Annotated in this window: 11 protein-coding genes; 3 read left to right on the top strand and 8 right to left on the bottom strand. The window is 42.4% G+C overall.

The window, feature by feature from the left end; all coding sequences use genetic code 11:
• Positions 1-277 precede the first annotated feature (277 nt).
• A complete protein-coding gene (locus tag ACFQI7_RS27755) occupies positions 278-1228 on the bottom strand; it encodes a zinc ribbon domain-containing protein (RefSeq protein WP_218101292.1) in 951 nt (316 codons plus the stop codon).
• Positions 1229-1679: 451 nt separating this feature from the next.
• Entirely contained in the window at positions 1680-2342 is a 663-nt protein-coding gene (locus ACFQI7_RS27750) for a hypothetical protein (RefSeq protein WP_218101293.1), read from the bottom strand.
• Between the two features lie 530 nt (positions 2343-2872).
• On the opposite strand from ACFQI7_RS27750, the gene ACFQI7_RS27745 reads away from it, so the two are divergent.
• The 3 genes from ACFQI7_RS27745 to ACFQI7_RS27735 all read left to right on the top strand — a co-directional run bounded on the left by ACFQI7_RS27745 (position 2873) and on the right by ACFQI7_RS27735 (position 10176).
• Entirely contained in the window at positions 2873-5125 is a 2253-nt protein-coding gene (locus tag ACFQI7_RS27745; protein WP_218101294.1) for an McrB family protein, read from the top strand.
• Positions 5118-6377 (top strand): McrC family protein, encoded by a 1260-nt coding sequence (locus ACFQI7_RS27740; RefSeq protein ID WP_218101295.1) that lies wholly within the window; start codon positions 5118-5120, stop codon positions 6375-6377. The genes ACFQI7_RS27745 and ACFQI7_RS27740 overlap by 8 nt, the downstream gene beginning before the upstream one ends.
• A gap of 1255 nt (positions 6378-7632) precedes the next feature.
• Positions 7633-10176, top strand: coding sequence for an ATP-dependent DNA helicase (locus tag ACFQI7_RS27735; RefSeq protein ID WP_218101296.1), 2544 nt, complete (start codon positions 7633-7635; stop codon positions 10174-10176).
• A 204-nt stretch (positions 10177-10380) separates the two neighbouring features.
• Here ACFQI7_RS27735 and ACFQI7_RS27730 read toward each other — a convergent pair whose 3' ends face one another.
• The 6 genes from ACFQI7_RS27730 to ACFQI7_RS27705 all read right to left on the bottom strand — a co-directional run bounded on the left by ACFQI7_RS27730 (position 10381) and on the right by ACFQI7_RS27705 (position 15216).
• Entirely contained in the window at positions 10381-10773 is a 393-nt protein-coding gene (locus ACFQI7_RS27730) for a hypothetical protein (protein ID WP_218101297.1), read from the bottom strand.
• A gap of 500 nt (positions 10774-11273) precedes the next feature.
• Positions 11274-12047, bottom strand: coding sequence for a YwmB family TATA-box binding protein (locus ACFQI7_RS27725; protein ID WP_218101298.1), 774 nt, complete (start codon positions 12045-12047; stop codon positions 11274-11276).
• A 590-nt stretch (positions 12048-12637) separates the two neighbouring features.
• Positions 12638-12799: a hypothetical protein gene (locus ACFQI7_RS27720; RefSeq protein ID WP_218101299.1), complete on the bottom strand. Its 162-nt coding sequence runs from the start codon at positions 12797-12799 to the stop codon at positions 12638-12640.
• A 39-nt stretch (positions 12800-12838) separates the two neighbouring features.
• Positions 12839-13513 (bottom strand): SOS response-associated peptidase, encoded by a 675-nt coding sequence (locus ACFQI7_RS27715; RefSeq protein WP_218101300.1) that lies wholly within the window; start codon positions 13511-13513, stop codon positions 12839-12841.
• Positions 13514-14194: 681 nt separating this feature from the next.
• Positions 14195-14698: a hypothetical protein gene (locus tag ACFQI7_RS27710; protein ID WP_218101301.1), complete on the bottom strand. Its 504-nt coding sequence runs from the start codon at positions 14696-14698 to the stop codon at positions 14195-14197.
• Positions 14699-14883: 185 nt separating this feature from the next.
• Positions 14884-15216: a hypothetical protein gene (locus tag ACFQI7_RS27705; RefSeq protein ID WP_377517962.1), complete on the bottom strand. Its 333-nt coding sequence runs from the start codon at positions 15214-15216 to the stop codon at positions 14884-14886.
• Positions 15217-15239: the final 23 nt, after the last annotated feature.

Below are 15239 nucleotides of genomic sequence, written 5' to 3'. Positions count from 1 at the left end.
GGTTATAAGGAGTCCCCGGTTTTTCACGTGTTTAAATGTAAATTAGAGTGGAATGGGAATGAAAGGAGGAACATCTCCATGCTAATAAGATACATAGGCGAGAGGCTCCGATTCATACGACGATACGTATATAAATCGAATCATATGACAAAGCGCCACTTAGTGGTAGGTGGCGCTAATTTCATTAATTGTTCGTATAATATCTGTCAAGACTGGGCAATGCGAGGAACGATAGATAATACCAATTTTCCGAAGGCAGCGCGGGTGGGGCTTAAAATTACATTGCATAATCAATTTGTGCCTTAACTGATTTCGACTTGGATAAGTCATCTTTTGTTATTAATTTAACGGTTTTTGATTCTCCGGACCGTATATCCAATATTGCCCCTTGAGATGTCCCAACCCTCTTACCATCCTCAGCATAAAAAGTGATTGTAAATCCCATCCCCTTAACATCCTTGCCTGCATTGTTGACTTCGACAGTTGCTTCCCAACCAACTGAACTTTTCATAATTTGAAGGTCACGAAATTCAAAATCCCTAACTCTAAACACTTCGCTTGAATTTTTTTCATCAGGATTTTGTTGTGTAGTTGGTGAGGCTTCCTGAGCTTGTTGCGAGGTCGTTGGCGATGTTGCTGCGGGAGCCGCCGCTGAAACAGCTCTGCTATTTGTTTGTTGCGTATTCGGTAATTTTGAGGACGGAACAAATTTTACAAATAATCCGAAGAGTACAAGAATCATGACACCGTATACACCTAGTACTTGTTTCCGGGAAGTTGATCCACCTGGTATGATGGACGGATTGATAACTCCGAAAAATAATTGAACTATACCCATTAATAGCAGAGTAACAAATATAGATGATATTTTGTCATTAACCGTCGATGTGAGCAAAACTATTCCAAGCAGCACTGCTAAAGCTAGGAGAATATATACGATCACTCTGAAGAATTTAATTAGTCCGCTTCCAGCTGATGCAGATACATTGATTTCTTTCGTCTTATATTCCGTACTAAACAATGGTTTAAGGCATTTCTTGCAGGCATTTCTTCCGGGCTCGTTAGCCGTATCGCAAAAAGAACAAATGTATAGCGTTCCCGACGTTATGCCTGCTTTAACTTTCTGCGCTGGGAAACGATCACTAAGAAGCCATGTGCCACATTGCATGCAATATTTTTGATCTTCCTCGTTCTTAGATTTGCAAACCGGACAAACGTATAAATACAATTAACCTCCACCTCTTTTTGGATAGGTTCTATTTTGATATATAAGTAAAGCCCCCGAGGTATTTCCTCAGAGGGCTAATGCCGATACTTCCGATCACGAAAATAATACCATGTTTATCCAAAAAACGTCAACGAGCAATTAAAAGCGATTTATACCTATAGTTAGCTTCAGGCTGCGTATTACGAGGTTTTTTTATTTTATGATTACAACTTCTTGTCCTTTCTAAAAGACAAGAAGTTGTATTGTTTTCCAATGATGGACATAAAAATGATGTATTTTCCACGATTACAGAACAATGCATTATTATGGGGTTATTATTCATAATTCAAAAAACTTAAAGTGTCCCGAATTTGGATTGTTATGTAATTTGCATTTGCACGGGTACTCTCAGAGGTAACTTTATGCTTCAGCAAAATGTAAAAGTGGGAAGAAAAATACCCCTCTATGATCATCATTCTTTTAATGCTTTGGCAGCATCAAGTACCCACCAAGCAATGCCCCGCTTCACAAACTCACTTTCATTTTGAAGCCCTTTTTCGATAATAAAATCATTCACCTTGTCCCGCACTTGGTACTGCACAAGTTCAAAAGCAACACCTTTGCTCTTGATCCCCAGAACTTTCGCACTCTCATCCAGCTTGACGCGATCCGCGATAGAAGTAAACAACTCCGGAAAGATCATGATTAGCATGCGATGGACAAAGAAAACAGGCTTGTTTCCCCGTGAAAAATTAAAACGATCCAGGTGCTCTATAAGTCCAACTTTCGAAATTTTAGCCGGCAGCCTGTAATCCAGTTCAGCATTTTTGCGGAGCATGAGCAGCTGCTTTAATTTTTCTTGAGTAGTTGGGTCATTCACAAAGACATTGAAATTAGCTTTGTTCATTTTAGCAACGCCTTCGGCCGAGACATCATTCGCGTTTTTATTAATCCAGTAGGGGTCGAAAATCGAAAGTGAAGTAGATTCATCCCAGTTGCTAATTTTTTGATGAATCTCGTTCAAAAACCGTGTGGCAGAAGGTTCGATATGTTCATATTCAATCTTAGATAAATCATTCTTTAGTAGTTCACGAGCCTTCTTGAGCAGTAGTGTAAGATCTAGAGTCTTAGTCATATTTGTCCTCCATATCATTCCATCTTCATCATCTATTTATATCATGAGAATCAAAGAAAGTGATAGACAATTATAAAAAGGTAAGAGATTTGCTTTTACAGTGGTTCGTGTTCACTTTCTTAACATTTATTAATGTGCTGTTGGTCTTAAAAATGCAGGCTTTTTCTTGTAATATGAAGAATACAGTAATCGTTCAATTCTGATTCAAGGGGGCTTCTAAATGGATGAAAGATTAGATACTAAGGATACTCATGGTACTTGGTACCAAAGCTTTATTATTACCGGATAATTTATAAGTAAAGGTCTTCCCCCGTACTTGAAATAATATGGCAGCGCATCATTGAGAACGTCGGAAGTGAGTTTCGACAATATGCCGGTTTCCGGACCAGGAGCGTTACAAGATCTAATTGGACCATCATATTTGTTGTATGCAATCCTAACGGATCCTCGCATCTGTGCTTATTGAATCCTTGTTCAGGAGAGCAACAAATAGAATAAATATAGACGTCTTAAGAAGGAGATAATCAAATATGCCGCTGTCGAAGATTTTAGAGAACAGTCACAGTTCTATGCCTAGTAAGGAAAATACGCGGGCTCGTATTCAAGGCAGAGAAGAATTTGTTAACAGGTTTCCTATGGAGCATTTAGAGGATATGACCTTAGAAGAATATGCGAGCATTCATTCCAAAGATACCTTCATCTATTGGCTGGAACGTAAGAATATCCTGGCGGGAATCGGCGGGGGTAACTCTTCAAAGTTTGGCATATATTGTGCAAAGGACGGTAAGTATTACAAGGGCTACGGTAACAAAAAAACGTTGTTAGAAGGTGTTATCTTACAGGAGGAGTTTCAAAAATTGAAGGTTCAAATTCTGACTGCTATTAGGGCCGCTAAAGATGGGCGGAATGAAGAGATCCCGACGAATGGCCTGCTGTGGGATATGGTGTTGCTAAAAATTTTAAATATTTATGTACCCGAGCATTTCTTTAATATTTATTCGAGAGCCGTACTTGTTCCATTGGCGGAGGATCTTAACTTAGACAGCAGTTTAAATTTACGGGATACCTCCGTTATTCTCATCAATGCCGAAGTCCTTAAGTTGCTTCGGGATCAGGAATCTTTCTTGGACTGGGATAACGTGGCCATTGCGACTTACCTATGGAATCAAAGTAATCTGGAGAAGAAACGTTCCTATTGGGTGAATGGATACACCTATGGAGGCGATAATTCACAGCTGCAGCGTTTTCTGGAGAAGGGAGTCGTCGGGACGAATTATTTGGACTATGATTTCTCCGACAGCCTGGGGCTGGATTATCGCGATCTGGATAAGATTATTGAAAGCAAAGCGACAGAGAACAAGGAACGGAGAGCATTGCAGTCTTTTCTCCGCATGCGTCAGGGGGACTATGTCGCACTAAAAGCAGCTTACCGGAAACAGGGGAGCTCGATTCTTAAAATATGCGCAATAGGAATCATTTCAGAGGATCCTGAAGCGGGATATGATTATGATACTGAGCTAGGTCATACACTGCTAGTTGACTGGCTGGATACAGATGTCGTGGAGTACGAAGGTCTTGGATGGATGCGCGATACCGTTGTGGCCGTAAGGAAAGAGGAAGACATTAAGAAAATATTCGGTAAATTCATGGAGGAGCAGGGGCAAGACAGTTATGGAAGCCAAGAAGATCAGAGTAAAGCAAGTATAGCATTAGCGAGACCTTTCGGTGAACGAAATCAAATTCTGTACGGTCCTCCAGGAACCGGCAAAACTTATCATGTGGTAGACACGGCTCTACAAATCCTTGACCCCGAGAGATATGAAGAATTGAATGAGCTGGGCAATAGGAAGATGATAAGAGATGCTTTCCGCCAATACATAAACAAAGGTCAACTGATCTTTACGACTTTCCACCCATCATACGCCTATGAGGATTTCATAGAGGGGCTGAAATCGGATGGTCATGGAGGTTTCGAACCAGCAGATGGGGTGTTCAAGCGTGCAGCTATTGAGGCGTTATTCCTCGGGCTGTCGGTTGAAACCCCAAACAAGAAGGAAATGACCTATGAAAGTAAGAAGGATCGTGTAATGCAGGCGCTCCAGAACGGCTCGCCATTTGATTTTAGATATGCAGAGAGAATGGTGATGGTCATCGACGAAATTAACCGCGGTAACATCTCTAAGATATTCGGAGAACTCATCACATTGCTCGAACCTGATAAAAGACTGAACGAAGACAATGAAATCATGGTTACGCTGCCGTATTCTCGAGATCGGTTTATTTTGCCTCCTAATCTGTATATTGTCGGTACGATGAATACGGCTGACCGGTCCATAGCACTGCTGGATACAGCCCTTCGACGCCGGTTTGCCTTCCGAGAAATGATGCCCGACTCCGGACTTTTGGTTAATACATTAGATGAATTGCAGTTGGATCTAATGTTGGATACTATGAATCGGCGAATTGAGGTTCTATATGATAGAGAGCACACTATCGGACATGCCTTCTTCATAGGAGTTCAAAGTGTTGAGGACTTGATCGGGGTGTTCCAGAACAAGGTGATACCGCTGTTACAGGAGTATTTCTATGAGGATTGGGAGAAGATTGGGCTGGTTCTCGGGGGAATAGGTCAAAATAAACAGGATCCTTATATCGTCTATAAAAATGCAAGCTCCATAAGCTCTTTATTTAAAACGTCTTCTTCTTTAAGCCATTTCCAAGATATTGAGTTCCGCATCAAGAAGTCGTTCTCGTTGGAGGAGCTTCGAGCGATCTATGAGTAATGTCGTGATAGTTCGAGAAGCGTTCGATTGGTTGGAGGTCCAGCCGGACAGCTCTTTTACAGAGGAGGATATGAAGGAGCTCATTGCCTACATGTCCAGGGTTTATCCAAAGCTTGAGTGGTTAGAATTGGGCTTCAATCGGGTTAAATTTATCAACATTGTAGGTACGATCCGTTTATCCCGCGTACAAATTGACATTATACCAAAGCTACAGTTAGGGGAAGAAGAAGGTAGATTGGCCCTTCTAAACATGCTGGGGATATGCGGCTATGTTCCGTACACCATGGGGCCGGCATCTGCTTCAGTACAAGTGATAGAGGTGGATTTGTTGAGCTGGATTGCTGCCGGCTTCTGTATGCAATTGGAGAAGCAGCTGAAACGAGGAGTCGCGGCTGACTACGTAGAGGTGGAAGAGAATTCACTACATCTCAAGGGCAGGCTAATGATTTCGAAGCATCTGCAGCTTAATGCGGCGGATAAGACGCGGGTATATTGCAGCTTTGATGAAAGGACCACGGCAATTCCTTTAAACCTTGTGTTCTGCAAAACTTTGGCTGTTTTGAAGCGGAAGATGTTCGATCCCGCAATTCGAAAGAAGTTACTGCAACTAAGTGGTTATCTAGAGGATCTGGATGAGCCGGGGGACATTAAAGATATGTTAAACCAGGTGCAATTCGACCGGCAGACATCAAGGTTCGAACCGGCTTTCCGTTTGGCGAAATTGATTCTATCGCAATTGTCGGTTTTACACAGGGGAACGAAAGAGGAATGCTTCTCTTTCTTGTTTGAAGTACACTCCCTCTACGAGATGTATGTGGGCCGTGTCCTGCAGCAGATGCCACTTGGGAGTGATGCAGTGGTTTGGCTGCAGCACGACGAAGTCAAACTGTTGAAAAATGAGGACTCGGGCCGGGATAACATTCAACTTATTCCCGATATTGTTCTGGGGGAGCGGCAGGAGAATGGGGCAGAAGTTTGGACCATAATAATGGATACGAAATGGAAGGCTGCCACAAAGTATCAGCAGGATGACATCTATCAGATGTATGCCTATGTGACAGGGTATCCGAATGCTAAAAGTGCTTTGCTCTTGTATCCCGCAACGGATATACCTGATCCTAGCAGGAACTGGACGTTGGCAGCTGACTCTGGGAAGCGAATTCGTATGCGGACGATTCGGATTAACCATTGGAAAGATACACAGGAGGATTTACAGGGAATCTTAGAGGAAGCGGGATGGAACTTGTGTTGATGACGTTAAATCCTTCGGGCTGTTCGGAAGGAAAAAACTAAACGGTGAGCTTTACCAGGCGGCCGACCCATCGCCAAAAAAAATTTGCGATGGGTTATCGTCTGTCGGGGATAAAGTTTTTATCATTTATGGGATAATGTTCTTGTCATCCGACAGACGACGACAACAGCAGCAGCACAGAACAGATTGAAACTTTATCATATTAACGCTTTAACGTAGACATATGTACAAAATCCGATCTTTGTGAACATGTCTTAAATTTAAGATTTTAATCATATTAAATATCTTGCCGTTTGTTGTAATTGTCCAGCTTTCGCCCGCTACTAGCGAATCTCATAGTTGATCAAATAACTTCTTCGGTTTGGCTTAGATAATGTTTTCGTATCAACTCTCCCTAACCTGCATTTGAGTTAGATCCGGGACAAAAACACGCGACAAGAGTCGGGCTAATATCTTTAGCATACATATATATATCGGTACTCATGTATCGGTCCGCACCTCGTTTCTCGATAATGTTTTATACCGGTCATTTTTAAATCTTTATATATTCTAATTCTATACAAAGAGTGGTAATATAAACATATGGAACATACGTTCTAGATTCGCACGTCTTTCCTCTGTTCATGTGGTTCGTCCTTAAGTTGTTGACCACCAAACTTTCTGACCTCTTCCCTTCCTCACTTCTATTTTCCAACGATTTCGAATCAAGCAACATGTTCCCAACAACATATACGACTCGCTCCCCTCCTATGATTCTCGCGGTGTCTGGAAAGTAGTAGTGTCGGCGGCCAGCCCGTGCAGCTTGATCGGAACAGGATATCGACGGGCGGTTCACAATCGAGAAAGGCGAATTCCGGCTACAAAAGACGCTATAAAAGACCACACGCTGACTGGCTGCCTACTGTCAGGCAGGACGATCAGCGGGCGCCGACACCGCCCATGCTGCAAGCACGCTACGACCAGTTGACCACCGCGAGCGACGCTAAGCACTACGCTCCCCCGGATCAAGATAACGCCACCAGCTCCTCCCCCTCCAAGCGAAAATATCGAACGCTTCCGTTGCGTAACGGGTTCGTACTACCCCGACGAACGCCGATCCTATGCCAGTGGCAAACCCAATGTGGAAAGGGTTCCGGCCGGGGCACGATGGCGGTCCATTACTTCAGTCTAATGCGTCTCTGCCGGCCGCGGCTTTTTCGCTTTCAAATATGTTATAATATGTAAGAACATATGTGCTTGGGAGGATGTTGATCTATTGCTACAATCTCGTGAATCAGCTATATTACAAGTATTTGAGGAAAAAATCCCGCAACATTATGAATCTTCAGAAATACGAATTGGACAAGTCCAAATGGCTTTGGACATTGCTGCATTTCTTCATCGCAACCAGAAAAAACACAATATATTGGTTATTGAAGCTCCAGTCGGTACAGGAAAATCTCTGGGTGCCTTGGTTCCTGCGATGGTGGAAGCAAAACTCGAGCGCGGATTCACCCACAAACGTGTCGTCTACGCAACTGCTACGATTAACCTTCAAGGTCAGTTGATGCAGGAAGAGGTACCATTACTGCGAAATTTCGAGCTTATAAATCAAGCCATCCTCGCAAAAGGTAAAGCACATTACTATTGCCATAAGGAATTGAGCGCTTCTGATCAGATTGACGAAAGAATTCATCAGAAACTTTCTACGTTTTTCGCAGAAGCGCGGACGGGACATCGCGATGAATTCGAGTCTTCCCATGGTGATATTGAAAATGCCATTTGGGATCGAGTTAACTTAAAAGCCACCAAAAGAGAATGCGATAACTGTATCTACTCTCTAAGCTGCCCATCCCATACCCATCGTGGCCGTTTCATGTTGGATAACAATGATCTTGTAATCACCAATCACGAGCAATTAATAAGATCAGTTTTGAATCGGCTTCAAGAACCGGCATTCCCGCCTATTGTGCCTATTGACCCGGGTATTATTGTAATCGACGAAGCCCATCATTTCCAAGAGAACTTTTTATCACAGCTGCAAGAAACAGTTACTATACGAGATCTGCGTGCAATCGCAAAGCATAAACGTTTCCCTAGTAGTTTACGAAAGAAGTTACTTCGATTGGTCGGGGATCTTGAACTTAAATTCCATACTGAAGCCATGAAGATCGAATCCTTACAAGGTCGCTACCCGCTCCCCGATTTTGTCCACCCTACTTTGGAAGATCTGCATGAACTTATCCGTGAAAGCATTGATGTCATTGCTATTCAAGATCGACAACGGGCTACTCCATGGGAACGTGAAGATGAGTATGTGAACCGATTAGAACTAACGCTCGAAACGCTTAATCATTTACAGAACTCCAAGCGGTACGTGAGCTGGATAACCTATCAAGACTACGAACTTTCCAGTGTGCCTGTCAATTTCCCTTCTAGGTTCAAGGAGTTGCTTGATTTTTTAACTCTTCGCAATAAAATCATCGTGATGTCAGGAACTTTAACCACCAATGGAGATTTCGGAAGCTTCCTAAATCAATGGCGCCTCACTTATGACCAGGTGGATGTCAAAGCTATTAAAGAGTCCTTTCAGTATGAGAAGCAGGCCTTGATTTATGTACCGGAAGGGGTCCAAGATCCAAGAGATGCTTCAAAATCTTGGTATGAGGACCAAACTCAGCATACAGATAATCTTCTTCGTCTCACAGGCGGACGAACATTGATTCTTTCTACTTCAAAACAACATATGGAGACCATGGCAGAACCGCTTGAAACTATTTGTCATTCACTTGGTGTGACCTTCCTACGACAAGAACTTGGCGGAGTGGAGCAATTAACCAAACAGTTTAAACAGGATGAGACCAGCGTATTACTTGGAAGTGGCAGCTTTTTTTCAGGTTTCTCGGTATCCGGAAGTTCGCTGGTTTCCGTAATCTTTTCTCGTCTGCCTTTCCCTGTACCCGACGATCCATACCTAAAACTCATTGGAGCGGGTTTTGAAGATGTCTTCTTCGAAGAGATCATTTTGCCCAATATGATGACGCGGCTCAACCAAGGCGTCGGCCGCCTCATTCGCGATATAAAAGATTTCGGAATCATTACGATCCTTGACCCACGCGTATTTGATTCGGAATACGGCAAATTCATTTGTAGTGATCTTGAGCAGAAGGGATATCGGTTTACACGCTCGTTGGAAGAAGTTCGACACTTTTACCACCAAAAGCTTACTGCCGGAAGCGAAGCTCGATACGACCCATATAATCGTTCTTATTTGACTATTCACGAAACCCTCAAAGAATTTGGTTACGGGGCTCGGGTTCAGGCAAAACCTGAAAAAATAAAGAGACCGAAGAAGCACAAGATTACTGAAGAGCAAATGATTTTTGCAGAAAGTATCTGCAAAGAAAAAAATAAAAAGCTCACTGCGAAGATAAAATTCGCAGAGGATCTTTATCATTTCCTTGTCGATCTTTATTATGTGGAGTACAGCAGCATTACTCCGATACAAGCGCATTTTCCGTATCAAAACGATGAGCAACGTGAACAATTATCGAAGTATTTAGGTTCTGGTGTCAGGACATATCGGATGAAAAAATGCACGTTTGACGTGTTCGGGTGTGAAGGACAATGTTCCGAACATTTTAGAGATGAACTTTACAATCTTGTAAAAAATGCCGGCGGTCATGTTGAAGAAATCCGCCCAGCTGAAAAATTTTGCTGGCTGATGATAAAGCCATTTGATCAAAATGATCAAATAATGGAGACTATCACAGCAAGAAAACAAGCAGCTGCTAGCATCGATAAATCTCTTTCCCAATAGGACTAGCGCGTCAAACCGGCTCTAAAATTCGCAGAACCTGCATTCTGCAAAGTATATTTTCCGAAATTACAGTAGTCTAAAATAAACCCGCTCCATATCAAAATGAAGCGGGTTTTTCTGCTTTCTTATGATTTTCAAGCTGCCGTTTTTGGGAGTGGCCGCCCCCAATAGTTACGATCTCAATCACCTCTTCGAGGCTTAACCCTAAATGGCATCCTGTATAAACCCTAAATCTCTTGCGCGATTAATTATCGCTATAAGCTTCTGTAGGTCGTCAGTCTGCCCTGCCCCATTTGTTTCCCTTTGCTCCAATTTTGCCATTAAGACTGCATTCTCTTGCTCCGCATTTACTAACTTATTACGTAGCGAATGAATCTCCTCCGCCATTTGTTGTATCGATCGCTGCAACCGTCTCCCCATTTGCATAAAATGATCAGTTTGCTGTATCAAGACATCATCAAAGTCTTGAACTATCTCCTCATTAATGGGATGGGGTTGTCTAGTCTTAACAGATGCCGGTTTCTTCTTAGCCTGCTGCCGCTCGAGCTTGGCCTGTTGATTGCTGTTTCGTAATTCTTCCGGACCTCCGAATTCCATCGAAAACCACTTGCCGCAGCGGTACGTGTTCCTTGTGAAATCTCTTCGTAACGCTGGAAACCTATGAGCTGCGTTTCGCCATTTCGAATACTATCGAGAACCGTTTCAGCGAGCTTGTTATCTTCTTCACTTGTCCATTCGTCTTTTCGTACACCCTTATTCAATGTATAGGTTACCTCCCTTTGTCAGTGTTATATCCAGATATTATCCTTTCAAATAATTATTTATTCTTGTGCAATGCAATAGACAAGGTGGGAAATAGCTTCGCAATGTTAAACGGAGCACCTCAGACCACCTTTTTAGAGGTCCGATTAAATGTAAACATACTTATCAAGTAGAGTAATTCATGCCTGTTCTGGTAATACAGACCCTCAACGCGGGATCCTCCTTAAATGACAAAAGGAGGCGGTTGTGATTCGCTGCCCCCGCTTCCCCATCAAGCACAGCTCCTTCGCATTAGAGTGGGAAATTATTAGAATTATCGAAAACTGTTCCGAGATTCAATACTCTATCGTAATTACTGGTGTACCGATCGTGAGCCGCCATGCATTGGTAAACGAATCCCGGTGCACAGCAGCCTGCAGATGAATTTTTTGCGAGCCGCTGTCTACGGAATGATGCAGCACATTCGATGTATATGAGATGCTGACCGTACCGGTATCCTCATACCGTTCCACCGCTTTAGCTCGCAACTGTCCTTGCACGTTCCGAAGCGCTTCCTGCGCGCCCTCTCCCGACTGCTCCCTTAACATCCCCTGTATCATTACATTCCACACGCCTTCAAAAGGAATCTTCTCCAGCTGCCGTTCGACCGTTTCTTGAATAACAGCTGCTTTCATCTTCATTTCTTTGAAAGGAAGCCCCGGGCATTCCGACTTTACGATGGCGTACGACTGACCGGCACCAAGCCCTGCGAGAAGCAGCGTTTGCGTACAACCTTCAATCGTTTGCCATTCCTCGCGGTACACGGCTTCTCCCTGCTGCTCTGCTAAGGCGCTTAGTTCAGGTATACCGAGCAGCCTACTCCACTCTTGACCGAGGCGAAGCAAGTCTTCATTGCTATTGTACGGGCGGAACGGACCGTTTTTTTTCATCACAAGACGAATAGGCGTATCCTCGGACATCGTTTGCTCCGCGGTTTTCAACAGCAGCATCGTATCTTCGGAAGCGCCGAGTTCCGGTCTTGCCAAACCGCGCTCCGACTGCAGAAGCCACCATCCGAGAATACCAATCACCATCAGCAAGCATACCGTTTTAAGCGATTTTGTCCGCACCCGTACTTCACTCCATTTCCGAATCTATCAATCTATCAATCAGTATGCCCAACCGATCCGTGGACTTATACCCTGGAAAATGGGCACGAGCCTTCGCATTCGTCCGAGGGTTACACTCTCAATAATTCACTGATTACCGCATAAAAAAAGAAGGCGACCATGGCCGGCCGCCCCAGTAAACCTATTTATAGTAATCAAAAAAATATAACACTGTATAGTTGGTTAGTCAATATTTTGATTTGTATCCATATTTGGGAATATACTGAAAAAAGGAGAGTATGATAGTATAGACCAATCCACATCGTTGGTTACGTGATGCCTCAAATGGACCGGCAATAATGTCGGTCCATTTAATTTGAAAAATGATTTATTATGCGGAATAACTCGTACCTGCTCCGGTAATACTATGAACCCACAATGTGGGATCCTCCTTAAATGACGAAGGGGCTGCGAAGGTAGCCCCTGGTTATAATTGCAAGAAGAGGGTCCATCGTAGAAATTTTCTCCTGCATTTGCCGTTTAATCGGCAGTCTCTTGAAAATGTAGGATGCAGAAAATATGGCTTCCGTCATTCGGCCTTATAGAATCAATTAATCGATAACCAGATCTTTACTTGCGAGCAAAAAATATATCTGCTGATCGGCACCATGCACAATTATCCGACCCTCAGAATCCGTATCCATATCCAACACATCCGCTGGATTCAGGATTTTTAATTCATGAGTCATTTTATGAATTACATGGTACATCATAATCGCTATCCCCCTCATTTTCTTGTCGATCCATACGGCTCAAATGATTCGTTCTAAGCACTCAGGTATGTCATTCTTAACGTTCCCTACTATATTTGAAACGGGATAAGCTTCCATCTCCTTTGATGAATAAGGCGTGAGCAGCGTCTTTAGAAAATCAGTATCAGTTGTCTTCGGTTCTAGCCATGCCTCCTCATTTTCTTTTGGAAGTATAACGGGCATTCTATTGTGAATTTTTTCCATGAGCTGGTTTGGTTCGATTGTGATGATGCTGCAGGAAGTCACTTCGTTTCCATCTGAATTTCTCCAAACATCATATAACCCCGCGAAACCAAATACCTGTCTATCTTTTACCACAATTCTCATAGGCTGCTTTTGCTTCGAATCTTCTTGTACTTGCCACTCGAAAAAACCATTACTTAATATCAAAGCCCTTGAACGTTTAAATGGCTCCCGGAAAGCCGGCTTTGATATTAAAGTCTCAGCCCTAGCATTAAATGTGGTATACCCCGACTTTGAATCTTTGGACCAAAATGGAATTAGTCCCCATCTCATTTTCCGTATCTCATTCGTAACGCCATTGTTCGTAATAACCCAAACATTAGAGGTTGGAGCTATGTTAAATCTTGCTTTGTATGACTCCATCGAGCCGATAAACTGATATTCGTCTCGGATCACGTTCTCTTCAACCGATAAACTGAAGCGTCCACACATTTTTACATCGCCCCTACCGCATTGGATTCAGTATGATTAACCCGCCTGTTTTATTCTCCAATTATATCACTAGTAATTGATTGCAAGAATCTGAAATTCCTGGATTATGCACCTGTTATTCCGTTCTTAATGCGGAAATAGGCTCTGGCTAATTAGAAAAAGAAGCGGGACTTGGACTGTTTAAAACATGTCCAGGCTCCGCTCCCTCCAAGCCGATTGAGGATGTTAGGCGTCAAAAAATTATCGATCGATAGCAAACCTATTATTAGCGAATGTGTGGTGTCATAATTAGAGAGAAATTGGTTCATAAAAACCCTGTTATATTACAATACGTTTTCAGAATTATTGAGATTCACCTTGCTCGATCAAGTCCCGGATTCGCTGTTTGTTCATAATTACTGCGAAAAACCACAAATAAAAGTTTGCATAAATATCTGTATATCGAAAACCTTTACGCTGGAAGCCCATGTGTCCTCTGTAACGTATATCGTGGCCCCCCTTAAAGTCCGAACCTCATTTTGTCACTTAACCCATAAGTTTGCCGCTTTGGCATGCTTATGCTTCCAAATTACCGCGGCAATCTTATGCTTCCAAAAACAAAAAGCCCTTGAATAACAAGGACTTTCTTCGATACATCCATAGCTTCGTCTAAGCATTACTCCATTGAACTATCGTCTCCCGTTAGTTGAATATTGCTGCTTCTTCAAAAGCCATTCTAAAGACCTCTTTACTTTCTTTTATTTCGATACTTTTAACGTTTGTTAGATATCTGCTTACTTTCTGCTCATCAATATAAGTGAAAGTACCGCGTAAATCTTTATGGTGAATCAGCCAGCGTAGAGTTATCACAATCGAATAAAAGATGTTTGGAAACTCTCGCTCAATTTCACTTTGGCGTTGTAATAATGCATCCATGTATTTTTCAAAATCATGGCAATCGTGAAGTTCTTTTTTTGTCCTATAAAAGGGAAATCCACTGCCATCTTCCCACTCGGTTAAAAGTCCTAAAAACGCAATAAGTGACGCTGATCGATATCTAGTATTATTATCATCGAAATGCAAATGGTAAGGGTATAGAAGACTTGTACACCAATCGAAATCAACGATGCCCCCTTCCTTACGAATGCATTCATACAATAAGTTTACTTTATCTTCTAATTTAGAATAGTCTTTGATATTGCTCACCTCAATTTTTTACTGTCCATTACATATTAACACATATTGGAAGTAACCTGCCCGTTAGCGGGGAAAATGCCGCCGAACATTCGCGGCGGCCATTTGGTGTAAATCATTGAACTAACGTTACCCGTTAGCGTAACGACGCCTCGTGATGCACTGTATTGAGCTCTCTTGGATTTTCTACAATTCATTTATTCATTAAAAAACCAGTTTTCTGGTAGCCCTCTCCAGGATTTTCTATGAATATCCCCTACAGTATTAGTCGCTCGGTACCATGCAATGTACTTATTGTCATTTATTGAGTATGTCACTTTATAATACGCATTTCCAACTATATCTTCATTATAAGGAGTTTGCTTTCCATTAATTTTTACTATATTAATGACCTTTCCTTTATGAGAAGTGATCACCCTTTCTATTTCTTGTTTATTTTCATCATTTCCTGTGAAACTCACAATTATTATCAATGCTATAAGAAATAGAAACCCTAACAAAATGATTATGACCTTGTGGTTAGTTTTCATCGCAAGCTATCGCCTTTCAATGA

It is taken from the genome of Paenibacillus allorhizosphaerae (assembly GCF_042659105.1).
Taxonomy (GTDB): Bacteria; Bacillota; Bacilli; order Paenibacillales; family NBRC-103111; genus Paenibacillus_G; species Paenibacillus_G allorhizosphaerae.
Note: the sequence above shows the minus strand (reverse complement) of the source record. Positions and strands in the feature narration are given on the sequence as shown.

What these genes read in the sequence shown, in the direction of transcription:
- ACFQI7_RS27745 (WP_218101294.1), top strand. Translation starts at nt 2,873, where the DNA reads ATGCCGCTGTCGAAGATTTTAGAGAACAGTCACAGTTCTATGCCTAGT.
- ACFQI7_RS27750 (WP_218101293.1), bottom strand. Translation starts at nt 2,342, where the DNA reads ATGACTAAGACTCTAGATCTTACACTACTGCTCAAGAAGGCTCGTGAA.
- ACFQI7_RS27705 (WP_377517962.1), bottom strand. Translation starts at nt 15,216, where the DNA reads ATGAAAACTAACCACAAGGTCATAATCATTTTGTTAGGGTTTCTATTT.
- ACFQI7_RS27715 (WP_218101300.1), bottom strand. Translation starts at nt 13,513, where the DNA reads ATGTGTGGACGCTTCAGTTTATCGGTTGAAGAGAACGTGATCCGAGAC.
- ACFQI7_RS27740 (WP_218101295.1), top strand. Translation starts at nt 5,118, where the DNA reads ATGAGTAATGTCGTGATAGTTCGAGAAGCGTTCGATTGGTTGGAGGTC.
- ACFQI7_RS27730 (WP_218101297.1), bottom strand. Translation starts at nt 10,773, where the DNA reads ATGGAATTCGGAGGTCCGGAAGAATTACGAAACAGCAATCAACAGGCC.
- ACFQI7_RS27720 (WP_218101299.1), bottom strand. Translation starts at nt 12,799, where the DNA reads ATGATGTACCATGTAATTCATAAAATGACTCATGAATTAAAAATCCTG.